A 21,620-nucleotide genomic window follows, 5' to 3' on the forward strand; every position below is an offset into this window, starting at 1 on the left:
AACAAAAAACATGAAAATAGCATTCTTTGATTATGTTTGGACTTTTGCTGAACCTCCCAAATTTGGATCAGGTATCCTCTGTTACCAGTTAGCACTTCGTTTAGCTCGCGACAATGATCTGATTTTCTATGGTTCAAAAGCTGCTCATCACCAAGAGTTAGAATATTCAGAAGATGGAATTACATATCGGAGGATTCCCAATAACTTTATTGATAAAATATTAGGCTTATTATATGTACTGGATGACTGGAAAATCTTTCCAGCAAAACGTCCTTTTTTTACTTCAATTTTATCTGATTTCAAATATTATTGGCAAATAGCAAAAGATTTGCAATCCCAGAATTGTGATATTATTCAGATTAACTTTGCCTTTCATGTTTCCCCACTAATTCGAGCTTTTAATCCGCAGGCAAAAATTGTCATCTTTCTACAGACTGAGTGGTTAACACAACTTGATCCTAAAATGATTGAACGGAAATTAAAAGCGGTGGATCTTGTGATTGGATGTAGTGACTATATTACCAATCAAATTCGGACAAGATTTCCTAATGTTCCTTGTCAAACAATTTTTAATGGCGTAGATATTAATCATTTTGTTGTTAATAATGAAGCCAAAAAAAATCAAAAAAAAGAGATGAAAACTCTTCTTTTTGTGGGTAGAATTTCACCCGAAAAAGGGCTACATATTTTACTAGAAGCGTTTAACAAAGTGATCTTGCAGTATCCCCAAGTACAGCTTAAACTGATCGGGCCAGAAGGAAAATATGGCGTATTACCCATACAAATGATTAATACAGAAGATCCATATTTTCAAACTCTCATTCCATTTTACCAGGGAGAATATAGTGATCAACTGCGACAAATTATTTCTCCCAATGCAGCTAATTCAGTGTGTTTCTTTGGGCCGGTTGAACAACTGGATTTAGTTGAACATTATCAAGATGCGGACATTTTTATCTTTCCCTCTGTGTGGAATGAACCTTTTGGAATTCCCTTAGTGGAAGCGATGGCTATGGAATTACCTGTTATTGCGACTTATAGCGGTGCTTTTCCAGAAATTGTCGAGGATGAAAAAACGGGTTTATTGGTGGAAAGAGGTAACGCTGATGCTCTAGCTGAAGCAATTTTACGCCTTCTTTCGGATGAAAATCTTAGTCAAGAAATGGGAAAAGCTGGACGCCAAAGAGTGGTTGACAAGTTTTCTTGGGAACAAATTAGTGAAACTCTATTGGTAGAGTTTCATAAAATTTGTGATCCTACTTGTTAAATAGATTAGGGTACTGCGATGATATTTGATGTTTAATTCTGCCTACCTACTTATAAGTATTTTCGTGTTTCGCGTCCCACTCTTTATAATAATCATCAACGGAAATGGGAGGATATTTAAGAGGATTATCCTCGGTGACACAAGTTTCAACACAGCGAATTTCTGCGTCATTATTAGGAGTTATCTTAAAGGCAATTGAGTACCTAGAACGAGCCTTATAGAAGTCTTCTTCTGGAATTGAAACTTGATGCAGCGTGGAATAAAGCTGATCATTTGTCCATCTTTGGATCAGATCTTCCATAATGACTACTACTGTACCAGGAATTGGAAGAACAGGAATCCATTCCTCACCAGGAGGACAGATTTCTAAACCTTTACCGTCATCTTGGAATATTAACCCAAAGGTTCCTGAACCATAATGGGGTTTAGCGCGAGTTTGGTTTAGCTTTATAGGTTGGGTCAGGGGTAGGTAATGAGCTAAAAACGAATAGCAATTTCTGTCAGAAATTACATCTGTAAAAACTGTTTCCGGTACTTTTAAGGCAATAGCAAGTGCTTGGAATAACTTCCATGACATTTTCTCACATTCTTGGAAAAATTGGATAAAAGTATCTCGAAATTCTGGTAGATTTTCAGGCCATTGATTAGGAGCAGTAGCCATATAGCGACCAGAACTTATTTCCTCTGGAGTTCTTTCTAACCCATAATGAAATACTTCTCTGAAATCTTTTCCCTCTTGATCTCGTGCTTGCTCATATCCTGGATTCATCTTGCTCATGGCAATTTTTTGTTTCTCTTCTAGTGGTAGAGCAAAAAAAGCCTGAGATTGAGCAAAAGCTTTGTTAACTAAATCGGGGGAAAAACCGTAATTTTTTAGATATATACAACCAACTTTATCAAAAGCTTCATAGATTTGTTTGGCCACAGCTTCCTTTTCCTTTGTGTTACCATCAAAAAAGGGTTGAAAATCAATTACGGGAACTATTTTATTCATGGTAATATCTTTGGTCATTATTCTCGATTCAATATTTAATTTATCGGTAAAAATCAAGAAAACAATATTTTGAAATAAAAATTCATAATCCTGATTTTAAAAGCCAAATAGACGGTCAATATAGCCCGTCTATTGTCTGAATCAACATAGATTTATAAAATATGATGCTCAATTGTTGCTGCTAAATCGGCTAAGGTTGGGTTAGCAAAGAAGTTACGCAGGGGTAAATCGATCAGCAATTTTTTAGTAACTTTATCTATGACTTGAAGAACTTTTTGAGAAGTTCCTCCCAGTTCAAAAAAGTTATCATCAATGCTAATATCTTCTAAATTTAACACTTCTTGCCAAATCTTGAGCAAAGATTCTTCAGTTAAATTCCGTGGTTTAATGAAGTCAGTTGATTTAACTTCCTTAATTGGTGAAGACCAGTGATAATTATTGATTGAGTAACGTTCCTGTTCAGAAAAAGGAGAAATAGCCATAATTTTTTCCTGGGGATTAACAATAATACTTTCTAAAATTTTGAGAAACTGCTCTCCCATTTTAGCTATACTTGTAGTAGTAAATAAATCAACTTTATAAGCTATAATTCCTTCAATGCCGTTATCGGTTTCTTCGAGAGAGAGCATTAAATCATGTTCTGCCGTATCAGTTTCTTTATCTATTTTTGGGAACTGATTTTTTAATGTAAAATCAGCAAATTTTAAATCGTATTTAGGAGGATTCTGAAAAAGAAATATAACCTGATTTAGCACAGCATATTGAGGCTCTCTGATCGGTCTTAATTCTTCTACTAAATTAATCATAGGAATTTCCTGATGAGCATAAAATCCTAAGCTCGTCTCCTTAACTCGACGCAGTAATTCTCGAAAATTGGGATTACCTCCTACATTTGTATACAAGGGGAGAAACTGCACAAAAAGTCCAATTAAATCCTGTGTTTCGGGTCTGTTACGATTGGCAATAATACCACCAACAATGATGTCTTCCTGTTGTGTATAGTAAAGGATGAGTGCTTTAAAAGTCGCTAACAAAGTCATATATAAAGTTACTCCTTCTTGCTGGCTGAATCTTTTTAAAGCATCAGTTAATTCTGGGGAAATAGTAATAGGATGATGGGCTTGCTTAAATGTTAGCCTAGAGGGCCGTGGATGGTCAGTAGGGAATTTTAAAATTGGTGGATTAACGCCGATATGCTTCTTCCAGAAATCAAGCTGAGATTGCCATGATTTGTCTTCTATAGATTGCCATTGCCACAGGGCAAAATCGGAATATTGAATCGGTAAAGGGGGTAGTGGTGAAGGTTTACCCTCAGAAAACGCTTCATAAATTAAGGTTAATTCCCGAATCAAAACACCGAAAGACCAACCATCAGAAATAATATGGTGCATAGTGACAACAAACAGATAGTCATTTTCAGCTAATTGTATAAGTTTACTTCGGAATAATGAACCTTGTTCTAGGTCAAAAATTCGAGCAATTTCTTCTGATGCTAATCGTTCAGATTCTCGCTCCCGTTCTATTTCACTTAACCCTTGGAGATCAATAATTGAAAAATCAAAACGGGGTTCAGACGAAATTTTTTGGAAAACTTGTCCGTCTATACAAATAAAATTAGTTCGCAAAGTTTGATGACGTTTAACAATTTCTTTTAAGCTTTGCTCTAGTACAGGAACGTTAAGTGAGCCTTCAATTCGATAAATTAAGGGTAGATTATAGACAGAATTATCGGGATAAAATTGGTTGAAAAACCAAAGCTCTAACTGAGTTAAAGAAATTGGTACTAATTCAGAATCAGAGGTTTGGCGTGTAATCGGAATAATTTCTTGTTCTAATTCTTGATAACTTCCGATCTCAATCTTTTTCGCTAATTCAGCAATAGTAGGAGATTGAAATAGACTTCTGATGGGCAATTCCAAATTAAAAGCTTTGCGGGTCATCGCAATAACTTGAGTCGCGAATAAAGAATGCCCCCCTACAGTAAAGAAGTTGTCATTGACCCCGATTTTAGTTAATCCTAAAATATCTTGCCAGATGGCTGTTAATATTTCTTCTGTAGGAGTGGATGGGGCGACATAAATTTGACTTAATTCGGGTCTGCTAGTTGTGGGTTTTGGGAGTTTTCGCCGATCAACTTTGCCATTAGAAGTTAAGGGAAAAGATTCCATCGGGACGAAGGCGGAAGGAATCATATATTCTGGAAGTTGTTCTTGGAGAAAGTGACGCAGTTGTTCAATAGTAATTGTTTGTGATTGCAGGGGAACAAAATAAGCACATAAATATTTTTCTCTAGCACTTTCCCCATAGACTTTAACCACAGCTTGACTTAGGAAGGGATGTTTATTTAATACGGCTTCTAATTCCCCTAATTCAACACTATAACCCCTGATTTTTACCCGGTCATCTATTCGTCCTAAAAACTCAATATTTCCATCCGACAAATAACGAGCTAAGTCTCCCGTTTTATACAGACGTGAATAAGAATCTTGATCAAAAGGATTAGGAATAAATTTTTCTGTGGTTAACTCTGGGCGATTAAAATAACCGCGAGCGAGTCCGGCACCACTAACATATAATTCTCCTATACTACCTAAAGGAACAGGTTGGAAATTACTATCTAATAAATAAACTTTGACATTAACAGCCGGTTTACCAATGGGAGGATAAAGGGGCCATTCTTCAGGTTGATGGCTAAAACGATAAGCGGTGACTAAATCAGCTTCAGAAGGCCCATAAAAGTTATACAGGGTGCAGTTTTTTAAACTTTTAAACATTTCAACCATCGGTTGAGTAATTTGCAGTTGTTCTCCGGCAGTTATGGCCTCTTTTAAATTCTTAAAAAGATCGGGTTTTGCTCCATAGAGTTCGGCAATTTGCTGCCACAAAGTCACAGGAAGAATAACTTTTTCAATAGGATTATTTGCAAGTAAATTGACTAATTTATCTAAATCTAGGCGGGTATCTTCAGAAGCAATATATAAAGTTCCTCCAAAACACCAAGCCGCAACTATTTCGTGATAGCTAACATCAAAGCTAAAAGATGCAAACTGAAGAACACCTCCTCCTGTCAGCATTTGATCTCGATGGTGTTCAACTAAATTGGTGAGGGAGCGATGGGGGACAGCCACACCTTTAGGAACTCCTGTGGAACCGGAAGTATAAATCAGATAAGCTAAATGATCATTATTGACTTCAATCGTAATATTTTGATCGGATTCTTGAGTAATATCATCCCATTTATCTTCTAATATCAGCAGATGATGGGAGAAATTTTGAGACAGCATTGAAGCAAAAGAATTTTGTGTTAATACAACTTTTGTCCCACTATCTGCCAGGATAAAATTAATTCGTTCCTCTGGATATTTAGTATCAATCGGAACACAAGCTCCTCCAGCCTTGAGAGTCCCCAAAATTGCTACAGCCATATCTAAAGAGCGTTCAAGACATATCGCAACTAAACTATCGGGTGTAACTCCTAAGCATTGTAAAGAATGTGCTAATTGATTCGCCTTTTGGTTTAACTGTTGATAGGTTAACTGTTGATTTTCATAGACTACTGCGACTGCATTTGGTGTTTTTTTAACCTGTTCCTCAAATAATTGATGAATACATTGGCTAATCGGAAATAAAGATTCAGTATGGTTCCATCTCTCTTCTAACAGCATTTCCCGTTCTGATTGAGTAAGAATCGGTAAATCTTTAGGGAAACGATGGGGATTAATCACCATTTCTTCGAGTAAAGTTTGCAGATGACCCAGCATCCGTTCAATCGTTGGGACATCAAAACGATTTTCCTCGTAATTGATGATTAATGCCATTTCTTGAAGCGGAACAGCACGCAGAACAAGCGGATAATTAGTTTGTCCGATGTCTTCAATATTAATAATTTTTATCCCCCCAGGAAGTTCGGAAAAATTTGCGGTTGCAGGATAATTTTCAAAGGCGATAATGCTTTCAAATAAAGATTCGTTTCTGGGAATTTCACTCCATCCTTGAATGTCTACCAGTGGAGTATAAGAATATTGTTCTCGCTGAATGTGTTGTTCTTGTAATTGATGTAACCAGGGTAATAATTCTGTTGTTTCTGGGATTAATACCCTAGCAGGTAGGGTATTAATAAATAACCCGACCATTGATTCTACTCCTGATAAACTAGGGTGACGACCAGAGACAACACTTCCAAAAACGATATCTTCCTCACCGCTATAACGACTCAGTAATAACGCCCAAGCTGCTTGTACTAAAGTAGAAAGAGTCAGATGGTTTTGAGCTACAAAAGATTTTAAGTTGGCGGTGGTTTTAGCTAATAGATTGATTTGGCAGATATTGTAGGTTTTATCATTCCTTTCGCGGGCTTTTTCCCCGATTAAAGGAGTCGGAATATTAAACCCCAGAAGGGTTTTTCGCCAAAATGTTTCTGAGGCGGAAATATCTTGCTGTTGTAACCAATTAATATAGTCTTGGTAAGGGCGAGGTGTTGGTAAATAACACTGTTTTCCTTGCTTAATTGCATCGTAAAAGGTGAAGATTTCTTGAAAAAGAATCGGCCAACTCCAACCATCACAGAGGATGTGATGAAAACTCCAGATCAGTTGATAAGTTTGATTCTCTAATTGAATTAAGGTACATCGCATCAGAGGAGCTTTATCCGTTTCAACACCTCGTTGTCTATCTTCTTCTAAGAAACGATTCAGGTGAGTTTGTTGATCACTCTGAGACAGGGATCTCCAGTCTATATTAACCCAAGGTAATTTAACTTTTTTTCGCACGATCTGAAGGGGCTTTTTACGATTTTTCCAAATAAATTGGGTTCGTAAAATCGTGTGTCTATCTAGTATTTGTTGCCAAGATTTTTCAAAAGCAGCAATATCTAGTTCTCCCTGAAATGTTAATTGAAATTGATCAAAATAAGTATTAGATTCTGGGTTATAGAGAGTATGAAATAACATCCCTTCCTGAGTAGGAGAAAGGGGATAAATCGCTTCGATATCTTTGCTTTTGTTGGAATTATTTGAGTTAACCATGAGTTGAGTTTATTGTTTGTTTTTTTTATGAAAAATTAAATTCATGACTTGAGTATAACTAGAACTATGAGTCAAGATATTTAAAACATATACTTAGATCATAAATTTGTAGAAATTATCTAAGTTTTCTTAGAAAGCTCCAGAAGATAAACCTCCATCCACCGGAATTGTTATTCCTGTGATATAGCTGGCACATTCTGACGATAAAAAAGCGACTAAATTAGCTACTTCACCAGAATTACCAATACGACGAAGGGGAATATTATTCATAATTCCGGCTCGAATATTATCCACGGTTACACCTTGTTTTTCAGCATTCACCGTTAAATATTGTCGATGTCTGGGTGTATCAATAATACCGGGATTAATAGCAGTCACTAAAACATTATACTTAGCCACTTCAGTTGCGACTGCTTTAGTGAAGTTAATTAACCCGGCATTAGCAACTCCTGATTTTACCAGACGGGGAGAAGGTTCTTTTCCTGATGTTCCAATAATATTAATAATTCGTCCCCATTGCTGATTTTTCATAGTAGGTAAAACTAGATTGGTCATGCGAATGTAGCCCATTAATTTTCCTTCAAATACGCCTCTCCATTCTGCATCTGAGATATCTTCTATTGATTCTCCAGAAAAACTAGCCCCTTCTGAGTTATTAATTAAAATATCAATTTTGCCCAATTTAGTAAGGGATATTTCTACTAGCTTTTGCGAGTCCGATTCGTTTTGAACATCGGCAATTACAGGGATTACTTCGACATTAAAATTCAGTAAAGATTGACTGGCTTTCTCCAGTTGTTCACCATTCCTACCGCAAATGATTAATCGGCAGCCTTCTTCGGCTAATCTTTCGGCTACAGCAAAACCAATTCCTGCACTAGCTCCTGTTACTAAAGCAACTTTTCCTGTTAATCCTAAATCCATAATTATTCGTCCTCTAATGTATAAACATTTATTGTGTAATGAAAATATCAAGTAAAGATACTGTTTCGTCAGTAAAATTAGATATTTCGTGCGGTATCTCAGGGGGTGCATAGTAAATATTACCATAAGCTAGTTGCTGTTCTTCCCCCCCTACATAAACATCAAGTTTTCCATTAAGAATAATTCCCATTTTTTGGCAACTAGACTGATGTTTAGGGATGGTTTTTCCTGGAGGAATCTGAGTAATCATAATCTCAAACCAAGAACCCGTAACCGATTGACAAGGTAAACCAGTGGCATGATTTTCAGTGGGAGTCACGCGCAGGATTGTGGGTTTATCTTCTCCTTGTCTGGGAGGGTTGATGATTCTTTTGACATCAAATCCTAAGATGGTTTCAGGCAAAAGATTAGCTGAACCGTGAAGAACATTAGCCCCGGCAACATAGAGATGATCTAAAGGTTGAATAACAGTTTTATTCCCGTTGAGATTCATTTCCAAATTGCCGTTAAATATCATTCCGATTTGACTTTCTGTGTGTTGGTGCAGGGGAAAAATAGCACCTGGTGCAATGGCGGCTAATTGGACGACTGTATCCTGACATTGGAATGCCAATAACTCCACTTCTCCATTGATATTAATTGTTTTTCCTTCGGGGAAAAATGTAGGCATTTTGATCTCCTTAATTAAGTTTTCTCAAAAATTAATTCTTAATTATTTATTCTCTATGGACTGTTCCTTTTTTATGAAAAATAGACCAACTCATCTCAATTTTCCCATATTCTGCAATAAACTCTAAATCATTTTCTTTGAGAGCATTCTCATTGGTAATTGCTAAATCTGCTAACCCTTGCTTCACTTGAATAGCGGCTGCACTTGTAGAATTAACAAACTCCACTTTAATATTTTTTTGATTGGGGTAGCCGGGTAATAAATAAGGGAGTAAAGGAAAGGGAGCAGGATGAGTAACTAGGGTGCAATTTTCCCAAACTAATTCTTCATTTTTGCGCTTGGCTAATCCATAAACTGGTGTGGGATAGGTAAAAACAAAACCTAGTTTTAAACTGGGTTCCATATAAAAATCATTAACTCTTTCATAAGCATGGGGAACCAAAGCCAAATCCACCCGATCTTGGAGCAAAGATTCTTTCAACTCTGTAAAGGTATCAAATAAATGACTGGTAACAGAAATTTGTTCCGCTTGCCATTGAGTAATCAGATAATTTAAGGTCTGTTCACTACTGGTTTCTTTTGGCCCTAAAGTGCCAACGATTAAAGTTTTTACATCAGGTTGGGGATAACAAAATTCCATTGAAAACTTTAACATGGTTTTAAGGCTCCAGATTTTTTGAGGACTGATAAATTAGCATTTTTGAGCATTTTTGGTTGCTCTTGTCAGGATTTAATCTAGTTCTAAAAGCAGTTCATCTAATTCTGCTTGATTGAGATCAGCATCGGGAAAATCCGATGGAGTATAACCTCCGTCTCCTGACAAACAATGATTAATAATTATTTCTAAAGATTCTTGATAAGCATTAGCTAAATTTTCTATCGTTGTTTTTTGATGAAAATTCTCACTATATTGCCATTCCATTTCTAGTTTCCCCTCGACAACGATTCCATTAATATCAATTAAATGGCAACGTTGCCCCAAGGAACTATGAATAGAACCACTCGCTTCTTTAGAAAATTTCCAGTCAACAGAAGCTATTTGTGGGCGAGTAAATTGCCCCAAATAATTAAAGCTGATTTCTGGTTTCGGATAACTTCTTAGACGGGATTGAATGGTTAAATCTGGGTTAAGATAATATCCAATTCCATAATCAACTCCCCGATTTGGAATTTGTCTTAATTGCTCTTTAACTGACTTGAGACATTCACCAGGATGGTCAATATTTTTTAAAGTCAAAATGACAGGAAAAATACTGGTAAACCAACCAATAGTTCGGGACAAATTCAGGGAATTGATTACATTTTCCCTGCCATGACCTTCAATGTCAATCACAAGATCACAAAACCCTGTCCAACCAGCAAAAGCTTGTACTAAAGCCGTCAGTAATACATCATTAATTTGGGTGTTATAGGCTTGTGGAACATCCTGTAACAGTAAGCGAGTTTGTTCTTCCCCCAGGGTAAAAGAGACCGTTTTCGCATGAGCAACGGTATTAGACTTGGTATCAGCTTGATAATCCAGGGGAAGATGGGGAATTGAGGGAAAATCCTGCTTTAACCAGTAATCTAAGTAAGACTTGTGTTCTGGGTTTTGAGCATAATTTTGGATTTCCTCAGCCCAATTTTTAAAGGAGCTAGTTTTTAGGGGTAATTCCAGAAGTTTTCCAGTTTCTAATTGGTGGTAACTGGTGAGTAAATCTTCTAGGAAAATCCGCCAGGAAACCCCATCGACTACTAGATGATGAATAATAATTAACAATCGTCCTGCGTCACCTAATTGAAAGAAAATCGCCGAAATTAAGGGGCCTTTTTCTAAATTTAGGGAGCGCTGTTGAGCCTCTGAAATTTCTGCCATTGTGGTCAATTGTTCACCCGAAGACATCGGGGATAAATCCATGACTTCAAAACCAAAAGACTCCCAATCATCGCTGTGATACTGTTGCCATTGTCCCTGTTTATGCAGAAAGCGTAAACGCAAAGCATCATGATGATACAGTAATTTGGCAATGGCTGGTTTTAATAAATCCGGTTGTAGATAGGCCGGAACTTCTAACAATACCGATTGATTAAAGTGATCGGGTTCGGGTAAATTTTGCTGAAAAAACCACTGTTGAATTGGCGTTAAAGGAACTTGACCGCTAACCAAATCTTGGATGATTTGAGTCACAGGAGCTTTTTCAGTTACTGTTGCTAATTGGGCAATAGTTTGATGGCTAAATAACTGTTTTGGGGTAATTTCTAGTCCCGCTTGATTGGCTTTAGCAATGATTTGAATGCCTAGGATTGAATCTCCTCCCAATTCAAAAAAGTTGTCATTAATACTAATTTTTTTGAGTCCTAGAATTTCTTGCCAAATTGCAATCAGAATTTTTTCTGTGTCTGTAGTAGGAGTAATATTTCTGACATCTTCATCCTCTAACTCAAGTGCTGGTTGAGGTAGAGCCCGGCGATCAATTTTACCATTAGCAGTTAGGGGAAAAGCTTCTAAAATGATCAAGAAAGAAGGAATCATATATTGAGGTAACTTTTCTTGCAAAAATAGACGCAATTCCGAAATACTTAGTTTTTTATGGCCGATGATGTAAGCACACAAGCGCTTCACACCTGGTTGATCTTCTCTGGCAATAATTATTGCCTCTTTAACTTGAGGATGTTGATTGAGGACGGTTTCTATTTCCCCTAATTCAATTCTAAAACCTCTAATTTTGACCTGATCATCAATACGACCCACAAATTCAATTTGTCCATCGTTTCCATAACGAACCAAATCACCTGTTTTGTAAAGGCGATCGGTTGGTAACAACACTTCACTATTGTCTTGTCTAATCCTAAAAGGATTCGGAATAAATTTAGAATCAGTTAACTCTGAACGGTTCAAATAGCCTCGTGCTAATCCCGATCCCCCAATGTATAATTCCCCCGGAATTCCAATAGGAACAGGTTGTTGATACTGATCTAAAATATAGACTTGAGTGTTAGCAATTGGACGACCGATGGCAGGTGCTTTTTCTGCTGATAAATTAGGGGTAATTTTTTGTGATGTTGTTACTACTGTATTTTCTGTTGGCCCATAGTTATTCACCAATATAAACGGAATCGAGGTCGAAGGAAAATCACTCAGTTTGTCTCCTCCAGTTAACATTAATCTTAAACTACAGATAGAAAGCCAATCTAGGGAAATCAAGATTTCTGCCAAGGGAGTTGGTATGAAAGAAACGGTTATTTTTTGATCCATTAACCACTGTTTAAGCTGGTTCGGTGATGTGAGCAGATATTGGGGAACAATAGCCAGACAAGCACCGCAGGTTAGATAAGGCCAGATTTCCCATACTGAAGCATCAAAAGCAATTCCTGCTAATTGAGTCGCTCGATCTGTTTCCGTAATATTAAAGGCATTTTGATGCCAAAAAATAAGATTTAATAAACTTTGATGTTCAATTAAAACGCCTTTTGGCTGTCCTGTAGAACCGGAGGTATAGATGATATAGGCTAAGTTCTGGGAAGTGATCTGATTGATGGGATTATCTTGACAATTCTGATCAATGATTTCCCAATCTTTATCTAAGCAAAACTTCTGTCCTTGATAGTTGGGTAAACAGTGAACTAAAGTTTTCTGAGTTAATAATACAGATACCGCAGAATCTTCTAGCATATAAGCTAGACGTTCTGATGGATAGTTGGGATCTAAAGGTAAATAAGCTGCACCCGCTTTAAGAATTCCTAAAAGTCCGATGATCATTAAAGGCGATCGCTCTACACAAATCCCTACTAATTCCTCGGTTTTAATCCCTAAACTTTGTAGATAATGGGCGAGTTGATTTGCTTTTTGATTTAACTGTTGATAGGTGAGGGATTCCTGTTCATAAATGACCGCCACAGCATCAGGATTTTTGGCAACCTGTTCTTCAAATAACTGATGAATACATTGATGATCCCGATAGGGGACTTGAGTTTGATTCCATTCCACTAATATTTGTTGTTTTTCTGAGTCAGTAAGTAAGGGTAATTCCCCGACTTTTTGCTGAGGATTCGTCACAATTCCCTTTAATAAAGTTTGGAAATGACCAATCAGGCGGGTGATTCTTTCGACGGTAAAGAGGTCGCCATTATATTCCCAATAACCTTCTAAATAAGTTCCTGGCTCTGTCTCTATTTCTTCTAAAATTAAGGTCAGATCAAATTTCACTCTGACGTTTTCTACCGCCATAGATTTCGCCCTTAACCCCGGTATGTCTAAGGCCGTTAGAGGGGTATTTTGTAGGGCAAACATCACTTGAAATAGGGGATTATAACTCAAGCTCCGTTCTATCTGTAAGCCATCTACGACTTGCTCAAAAGGGACATCTTGGTTCGCATAAGATTCTAAGACAACATTGCGAACTTGTTGCAATAATTCTGAAAAAGAAAGATTCCCTTCTAGGGAATTTCGCATCACTAAAGTATTAACAAAAAAACCAATCAGGGGTTCAATTTCTTGTCGATTTCGGTTAGCCGTGGGAGTTCCTACCAGAATATCTTTTTGGCTGCTATAACGAAAGAGTAAAGTGTTTAAAGTAGCCAGTAAGGTCATAAATAGAGTAACCCCTGATTTTTGACTGAGACTTTTCAGTTTTTCTGTTACATCCGAGTCGATTTTAAAGCAAATACTAGAGCCTCGAAAACTGGGGATGGGAGGACGAGGTTTGTCTGTGGGAAGTTCTAATAAAGGGGGAGCGGCAGCTAATTGTTTTTTCCAATAGTTTAGCTGGTTTGCTAAAACTTCTCCTTGTAACCATTGTCTTTGCCAAACTGCAAAATCTGCATACTGAATCGGTAATTTGGGTAAAGAAGCGGTCGAATTTGATAATAATGCTTGATAAAAGCTAGATAATTCTTTAAATAAGATCCCTTTTGACCAACCATCTATAATAATATGATGAATAACTGGAACTAAAATATAATCTTCATATCCCAAATCAAAAAGAGTAAATCTTAACAACGGAGATTGAGTTAAATCGAAGGGTTTTTGTAGTTCTTGAGCGACGATTTCTTCTACTTTTTCTATCGGTAAGTCTTTTAACTCAACTATTAACAAATTCACCTTCAGGGAGGGAGCAATTTTCTGGATGGGTTTTCCTTCGACCATCGGGAAGGTTGTCCGCAAAATTTCATGACGTTGAATAATGGCGTTGAGACTCTGCTCCAAAATATCAATATTTAAGTTTCCCGTTAAACGGATAGCTGGACACTCATTGTAAGCAGGATTTTGACTATCCATCTGATAGAGAAACCACATCCTCTGTTGAGCAAAAGATAGGGGTAAATCTTCATCCCTTGAAACGGGAATAATAACTGATTCAAGAGAGTTAGGGGATGGTTGGGTTTCTCTGCTTAAAAAGTCGAGAATTTCAGATTTTCTTGTCCCAATTTCTTGCTTGATTTCGGCTGTCATTACTCCCTGGGGAGCCTGATATTTTAACTTTTCTTCCTCAAGCCAAAGTTTGATCTCTAAACTATTTAAGTAAGATAAAAATTCTACTACTTTCATTCGGTGTCTTTTTCCTAAATTTCTGTTTGTGTGAATAGCGGTTTAGCTGTTTTGTATTTGGGTTCGTTCAGGAGATCAATTTAACCGAGTTACCGTTGCATTGACTCATCAACTTTATCGGTTTATAGCTCTAGTTTCATCGACCCATTGCCGATGAAAATTGTTGTTTAACCAGGTCTAAACTCCGAGGTTCGCTCTTGGGAGAAAACAGTCCATCAGCTTCCCATTTACTCTGATCCAGACCTATAGCCCAAGCATTTAACCAGGGGTGAGAGTGGATTTGAGATAATAGTTCCGGCTTTGTATCTTCTAGGGCTAATTGAAAAATCACTTGTGCAAATTCTTCAAATAATTTTAGGCTGGCTCGATAAGCTTCAATGATTTCTGTTTCGGTTTTATTGGATTGTAAATTACGGGTTCGCAGTTGATTAACAAAGGGAATCGCTAAATAATCAATAAATTCAAAGTTAACCCGATGCAAGGATTGATTCGCCCAATCTCGAAATAGCTGTTGCATCCGATAGGAAAGGGGAAAAAATTCTCCATTGATCTGTTGAACTTTCATTCTAAATTCCGGGTCAAGGAAGATAGAATTAAACATCATTAAACCACTAAATGTCCATCCTGCTAAACTATCCCAGATCATTTTTGTCGCCATCACTATCCCGTTCCCCATACAGTTGTAGGAGTTTTGAATATTAAACGTTAACCCATCATTATTGGTTAAGTAAAAGTAATTAGCATCCTCCACTTTTTCCTGAACCAGTTGACCTTCTAGGTCAAGTTCAATCAGTTGAGTTGTTAAGGAATTGCCAAAACCAATATTATCTGAACCTGGGGAATAAAAGGGGTCAGGAAATGTTCCGGCTTCCCCAACACAAGCCCAACGATTAAGGGAAAATACTTGTTTAGACGAGTAAGTATATTTAGGCATTTTTCTAAAGTCTTGAGGTTGTTTACCCTCTAAATGAGAAGCCAAAACAGGTTCGTTTTCCTTTAACCACTGATAGGCTAATTCATAGTTATGATAATTCTTTAACGGGTGAATATCTTGACGCGCAACAATGCCAATACTGGTATAACCCGTGGATAAAGGAATTAACCACACCCAGTATCCTTCACCGCATAAATGATTCGTAGAATAATAACGGTTTTTGTTAGGAACGCGATTATGCCATTTTATTTCACTGCTGGGAACAAAATCGCTTAAATCAAACCGACCATCAACCCGAAACCAAGCCGCACCAAATTGCTGATTATTAGGTTTATCTAAGCCCAGTTTTCTCTGTAGAAATCGACGACGACCCATGGCATCTACGACCCATCGGGCTTGAATGCTATGAGTTTTTTTATTTTCTCCACTTCCTTGAGTATAAATAATTTTATGATGCTGCTGTAAGCCTTCAGCAAGATCGATTTCTTGAACTAAACAATCTTCTAGTAGTTCGATTCCTGCGTCTACATTAAACTGGCGTAAATCATTTTCTAATTTACCTCGATCAATTTGATAAGAATTAGGAAGATGAAACTCTGATAATCCCAGTTCAGGTCTTTTGTGAAACTCCGTTTCTCGATTATTGAAAAAATATCGTAATCCAAGTTTTGTTAAATGTTGCTGTTCAAAGTAATCGGTTAACTGGATGGTATTCGCTAAATAAAATGCTCCCACTTCGACTGTGGACTCTCCCACTTTAAAACCAGCTTCGGGTAAAGGGCGAGTCATTCTATCGAGAACAACAACCGAAAGATTAGGTTTTTTAAGTTTTAACTGTCTTGCTAACGTTAAACCCGCCAATCCACCCCCACAAATCACCAGATCATAGGCTTCTTCTTGACTTAAATTCTCGGCTTGTTGGCGCAATAATGCGATCAGTTCCTCTTTCTGCTCTTTTAATCCTTCGAGTAAGTCGGGAGTCATTATTCCCTGGGGTGAACGATAGCGTAGCTTATCATTTTCAACCCAGATTTTGACACCTAAATGATTAAGGTGAGACAAAAATTTGACTGTTTTCATAAACTCAATTTTCCTCAACATACGAATAAACTATCCCACAACTTATCAAGCCAAAAAAAGAGCCAGCATTTTTACACTCGATTGCTATGTCAGCCACAGAAGCAAGCTATGGCTAAAAGAAAAGAATGATCTTAAATTCTGGTCATTTATAGCATATCCCTGATCAGAAATCTTAAAGAGGTATACATAATTTTACATTGTACAGGAAACGAACTCTAAAAAACCTCAATCAACATATTTTCATAACTCTCCTTCTTCGTAATCTTCTTGGGTTTCTCTCATAGCACTGTGACTATTTTTGGCTACATTAAGCACCTCAAGGGTTTGAGTTAAACTAGCCACAGTCGGGTATTCTAATAAACTCTGTAAAGATAATTCCACCGGGAAAACATCCCGCAAACGAGATATGACTTGACTGGCCAGCAATGAATGTCCTCCAAGTTCAAAAAAATTGTCGTGAATACCGATTTGGGGTAGGTTAAGGACATTTTGCCAAATTTGAGCGACTTTACCTTCTGCTTCCGTTCTGGGTGCTATCCATTCGCTATTTTCTTGACCCTGAAGTTCCCTGATTAATTGTTGTTTATCAATTTCACCCTGGTCTGTAAGAGGGAGGGATTGTCTAGGAATCAATGAACAGTTATAGGGAGTTCCAAATCGATCTTTTAGGGTTAAATGATCGGCTAAATTAATCGGATTAGGAGGTGATTTCGGGACGTAATAAGCCGTTAATTTCTGTAATCCCTCAGACAAAGATGTAAAACGTTTAATTTTAGAATTGCTCCCATCTAAACCGATCATTAACTGTCCTTGGTTATGATATAAACTCGCTAAAAATGAGTCTAATCCTTGCTGTACTGTCATATCGTAATACCCTTGAGATTGGGTTAGATATTGCATCTGATAGCCTTTACTAATTCCTGTTTCTTTCCAAGTTGTCCAACTATAACAATAACTTGGGAATAAATTTTTAGATTTTTGATAGTTATTAAGATGTTCTAGGAAAGTATTCGCCGCCGCATAGGAACCCAAACTTGCTCCTCCAAAAAAACTAGCTAAGGATGAAAAACTGATGAAAATTCCCTGAGATTCTTTGATCAGTTGATGTAAGATCCAAGTGCCTAATACTTTGGGACGAAGAATGGCTGCTAAACTTTGTTTTGTTTCCTCCAGCAGCAAACAATCTTTATAGATTCCTGCTAGATGAATAACTCCATCGAGTTCTCCTTTCCAGTGCTGTTTCACCTCGTCTACAGCTTGCTGTACTTGAGTGTAATTAGCAACATCTACCGCTTGGTAAATTACTTCTCCCCCCAGGTTTTCTAAGGCTTGTAAATTTTTGATTTTCAAAGAAAATTTATCTTCTTTTTTCAGATGATCATTCCAGAGATGTTTTTCCGGTAAAGCAGTTTTTCCAATCAACAGTAACCGAGCCTGATAATTTTTAAGCAAATATTGAGCAACTTGTATTCCTATTCCTCCTAAGCCCCCAGTAATTAGATAAATTCCCCCTGGTTTAAAGGGTAATTCTTGTTTAAGTTGTTCAGGTAAATTGACTTTTTCCAAGCCAGAAATGAAACGCTTTCCTGCTCGATAGGCAATTTCTCTGTCCCTTGATAAAACGTAAAGTTCTTGGAGAAGATCAGCCCCATTGATTTCATTTTTATCAATGGGTAAATCGAGATGACGACTATTTAACCAAGGAATTTCTTGAGCTAGGCTTTTAATCAGTCCTAAAACGGGAGATTTTTCATAAGCAATTTCATCAGCTTTAGTAACAAATTGGCTATGGCTAGAAACAAATAACAATTGAATTGTTCGGTTTAAATCGTGAATTTTAGCTAGGGCTTGAACGAGGAACAATAAACTATAGATTCCTAGATTTTGTGCTTTTTCTAGCTGCTCTATACTATCAATTTCTCCCGAATATTTTTGATACGTCCAGAGATGAATAATATTCCCAATAGTAATTTTTTCCTCTGCTAAAGATGCCATTAAATGTTGATAGTGTTCTGCTTCCCCTGGTTTTATTGTATAGCGATCGTTACTTAATTTAGAAAATTCTTCTCCCGCCAAAACCGTTACAAAGGGTAAGTTTTTGGCTTGGATTTGTGCAGCTAAAAATTCTCCTAAACCTAACTGATCCAAAAAAATTAAAGTATAATTGTTAGAAAGTTCTGGCTTCAGATTAACCGGAGATCTGGACTTCCAAACTTTCCGGTAAAACCAATCAGGAATAGTATTCGCATTTTCTAATAGAATATCTATCTCTTTAAGAACAGGATTAAATTCCCCGGCTTCAAAACGTTTAGTTAATTGCGATCGCTGAATTTTACCGATAGAAGTTTTGGGGATTTCGTTTTTATTTAAGGGGATTAAATATTCGGGATTCACGCCAAAACTGTTAATCACTTTTCGTCTAATCTTTTTCAGCAGTTCAGGTAAATCCTGGGGATCGATTTCTACACTAAAAAATAAAGCTAATTGATCTGTACTACTCTTAGGATCATGAACAGCACAAGCGGCGGTATAAGATGCTGCTACTTCTTCAATGGCTTCAACAACTGTTTCAATTTCGTGACTGTAATAATTCACCCCATTAATAATAATCGTTTCTTTACTTCTTCCTGTAATCACTAAATGTCCGTTGCTAATAAATCCTAAATCTCCTGTCTTAAACCAGCCATCTTTTAAAAAAGCTTCTTGATTTGCTTCTGGGTTTTTGTAATATCCCGGTGAAACTGGATCTCCTTTGACTTGTAAATGACCAATCGTTTCTTCTGGAAGTAGGGAATTTTCTTGATCAACAATTCTAATTGATACGCCAGGAATAGGTAATCCTAAATCCGTAAAGGTTGCGCTATTGGGATGTTCAGGATGGACTCTTTTTAAAGTATGAGTCAAGGAATATTTATCAACCGTATGAAAGAGTAAAGGCTGTTCTGTTGTCGGTTGATAATAAGTAATTCCCGATCCCATTTCCGCCATCCCAAAAGCAGGACAAATCGCCGTTTTTTTTAAGTTATATTCGCTATGAAGTTTGTTAGTAAATTCTCCGACCGCTTGATCAGAAACCGCTTCACCAGCTACTAAAAAGAATTTAATTGAGTCTAAATTCCAAGTCTGATGGGGTTCTTTTTTAAGAGCTTCATTGATCAGATTATAAGCAAAATTAGGAGCCCAACTATGAGTAATCCGGTATTGATGAATTAAATCTAACCAATTGAGAGGACGACCTAATATATATTCCGTTTGAACATAGACCATTTGGCATCCTAAATCAACACAGCGAATATGCCAGTCAGAAATGCTCCCGATATGGTCAAAAGGCAGCCAATTCAGGATAATATCGTCGTTATTATATTCACAAATTATGTTGGTTCCTCTCGCACGAGAGATAATATTTTTATGGGTTAATGATATACATTTAGACATTCCCGTGCTACCTGATGTCAGGTTGAAAAAAGCTATATCATCAGGTTGACTAATATGGGGATGATGGGGGGAGTAGGTTTTTAATTCTTCAATAAAACTCAGTTTAATGGGTTGATTAGATAGCCATTTTTCTAATTTTTTTACGTCTTGTTGTCGGGATTCATTCGTGATCATTAGAGGATGTTCTAACAATTCCCAGACCTGACAAATTTTATTAATTTCATGATTAATCTCTTTGTAGGTGGGTGGGACTGAGAGAATCACAGGAATAAAGCCCCCTAAAATACATCCCCAAAATGCGGAAATGATGTCATAATTTTCCGATAATTGGAAAATGACTTTATCTTGATTCTGTAAACCTAGCTTTTGTAATCCTGTTTGTATTCTTTGGGCTTGTTCCCATAATTGTTGATAGGATTGAAATATCTGAGAACCATTAGACTGAATATAGATAATTCCTCTATTCGGATAGTTTTCGGCTGTTTTCTGGATCAGGTCTCCCAAGGTTTTTGGCTGTAGTACAGACTCTACTAAAGGTTGTCCGTGACTAATAGCTTGTTGAGCATTAGAAGCGTGAATGGGTAGAATGATCTGGGTTTCGATTTCTTGATTCTGCTTCTCAACTATTTCTGGTTGTTTTAATGGCAATAATTCCGATAGATGTAGCGGGAGATTTTTGTATTTTTGGGAAGTAATGACCACAGCAACTTGCTCAATCCCTGATAAAGACTGTAGTTTTTTTTCGGTATTATTTACTAAATTTTCGTCGATAATTTCTATATTTTTTAAGGCTAACTCATCGACACAACCAGTATTTGTTAAGGGTAAGTTAGAAACTTGCACATAGAGAGTGGGTAAGAGATGATCGGGTAATTTTGACCCCACATTAGAGGATAATTGTTCTAGTTTTCCAGTTCCAGAGTAAACGATATAAGCGACTAATTCACTATCCCGTACAAGTAAATAGCAATCTTCTATCAAGGGATTTGATAACAAGACTTCCGCGATTTCATGGCAATTTAATTGTGAATTTTGTTGATTAGTAGTCATAAAAAAAATAACTGGATATACTTTTTGAAAGCCTCTCAAAAATGAGCTTTTAGAGTTGAACCTGTTAGTTTATTATGATACCATAGAAAAGAAAACAGCTTAATTACAAACAGAAAGAAAAAGATTGCATTGTTTTGATTTGAGCATTAGTCTTTGTCTTTGTCAATTATAATTTAGAAAAAGCCGTTAGTCAAGGAAAAATTAGTAGCTATGGGTTAGCTACTTGGGATGGCTTCCGAGTCCCACCAACCCACCCCAACCATCTTGATTTAGCCAAGGCAAAAGCGATTGCATCTCAAGTGGCCCCCAATGGCAAGGATCATTTCAAATTCCTTCAGTTACCTTTCAATGCCACGATGCTAGAGGCATTAGTTCAACCCACTCAACAAGTGAAACGAACATGGCTTCCTGTCCTAGAAGTGGCTCACCGTTTGGGTCTATCCGTGATTTCTAGTGCCTCCATTGGTCAGACCAAGGCCGTTGGTCAAATTCCAGAAGCTCTGGAAGGAATACTTGATCAAACCCCGTTAACGCCGACCCTGCAAGCGCTTCAGTTTACTCGTTCTTGTCCCAAATTATAGTTAAAGATTAGTTACAATTTGTGATTAAATATTATGTAGGATTAAGCAATCTTAGTAATGGAGAGATTGACTCTGGCTGATTTGTTCGGTGAAAACTTGGTTTCAACTTCTCCGACAGTTTGGCGCCCACAGCT

11 protein-coding genes (1 of these 11 only partly in view) are annotated in these 21,620 nt (G+C 37.1%); 3 read left to right on the forward strand and 8 right to left on the reverse strand.

What is annotated here, in order from left to right; genetic code table 11:
• Positions 1-10 precede the first annotated feature (10 nt).
• Positions 11-1,267: an aeruginoside biosynthesis putative glycosyltransferase AerI gene (gene aerI / locus NMG88_RS18460; protein WP_254035690.1), complete on the forward strand. Its 1,257-nt coding sequence runs from the start codon at positions 11-13 to the stop codon at positions 1,265-1,267.
• Between the two features lie 46 nt (positions 1,268-1,313).
• Here the strand turns inward: aerI and NMG88_RS18465 are convergent, their stop codons facing one another.
• From NMG88_RS18465 to aerA, 8 genes are all read right to left on the reverse strand, one after another.
• Positions 1,314-2,279 (reverse strand): isopenicillin N synthase family dioxygenase, encoded by a 966-nt coding sequence (locus tag NMG88_RS18465; protein ID WP_235765667.1) that lies wholly within the window; start codon positions 2,277-2,279, stop codon positions 1,314-1,316.
• Between the two features lie 134 nt (positions 2,280-2,413).
• The gene (gene aerG / locus NMG88_RS18470) at positions 2,414-7,285 is read right to left on the reverse strand and encodes an aeruginoside biosynthesis non-ribosomal peptide synthetase AerG (protein ID WP_254035691.1); all 4,872 of its coding nucleotides are present in this window, start codon (positions 7,283-7,285) and stop codon (positions 2,414-2,416) included.
• Between the two features lie 129 nt (positions 7,286-7,414).
• Positions 7,415-8,209 (reverse strand): aeruginoside biosynthesis putative reductase AerF, encoded by a 795-nt coding sequence (gene aerF, locus NMG88_RS18475; RefSeq protein WP_235751292.1) that lies wholly within the window; start codon positions 8,207-8,209, stop codon positions 7,415-7,417.
• A gap of 28 nt (positions 8,210-8,237) precedes the next feature.
• Complete coding sequence (gene aerE / locus NMG88_RS18480) at positions 8,238-8,879, reverse strand: aeruginoside biosynthesis protein AerE (RefSeq protein ID WP_254035692.1); 642 nt, start codon at positions 8,877-8,879, stop codon at positions 8,238-8,240.
• A gap of 46 nt (positions 8,880-8,925) precedes the next feature.
• Entirely contained in the window at positions 8,926-9,534 is a 609-nt protein-coding gene (gene aerD / locus NMG88_RS18485) for an aeruginoside biosynthesis prephenate decarboxylase AerD (protein WP_254034230.1), read from the reverse strand.
• 75 nt (positions 9,535-9,609) lie between these two features.
• A complete protein-coding gene (gene aerB / locus NMG88_RS18490; RefSeq protein ID WP_254035693.1) occupies positions 9,610-14,406 on the reverse strand; it encodes an aeruginoside biosynthesis non-ribosomal peptide synthetase AerB in 4,797 nt (1,598 codons plus the stop codon).
• 136 nt (positions 14,407-14,542) lie between these two features.
• Complete coding sequence (locus NMG88_RS18495) at positions 14,543-16,420, reverse strand: TubC N-terminal docking domain-related protein (RefSeq protein ID WP_235751288.1); 1,878 nt, start codon at positions 16,418-16,420, stop codon at positions 14,543-14,545.
• A 240-nt stretch (positions 16,421-16,660) separates the two neighbouring features.
• Positions 16,661-20,905: an aeruginoside biosynthesis non-ribosomal peptide synthetase/polyketide synthase AerA gene (aerA, locus tag NMG88_RS18500; RefSeq protein ID WP_227365869.1), complete on the reverse strand. Its 4,245-nt coding sequence runs from the start codon at positions 20,903-20,905 to the stop codon at positions 16,661-16,663.
• Between the two features lie 356 nt (positions 20,906-21,261).
• On the opposite strand from aerA, the gene NMG88_RS18505 reads away from it, so the two are divergent.
• Both NMG88_RS18505 and NMG88_RS18510 read left to right on the forward strand, forming a co-directional pair.
• The gene (locus tag NMG88_RS18505) at positions 21,262-21,486 is read left to right on the forward strand and encodes a hypothetical protein (protein ID WP_227350419.1); all 225 of its coding nucleotides are present in this window, start codon (positions 21,262-21,264) and stop codon (positions 21,484-21,486) included.
• Positions 21,487-21,582: 96 nt separating this feature from the next.
• Positions 21,583-21,620, forward strand: the 5' end (the start) of a protein-coding gene (locus NMG88_RS18510) for a circadian clock protein KaiA (RefSeq protein ID WP_323285771.1). It continues 889 nt past the right edge of the window; 38 of the gene's 927 nt are visible here — the first part of the coding sequence; it begins with the start codon at positions 21,583-21,585; its stop codon lies beyond the right edge, outside the window.

The sequence above is a fragment of the Planktothrix agardhii genome, from assembly GCF_904830935.1.
GTDB lineage: Bacteria > Cyanobacteriota > Cyanobacteriia > Cyanobacteriales > Microcoleaceae > Planktothrix > Planktothrix agardhii.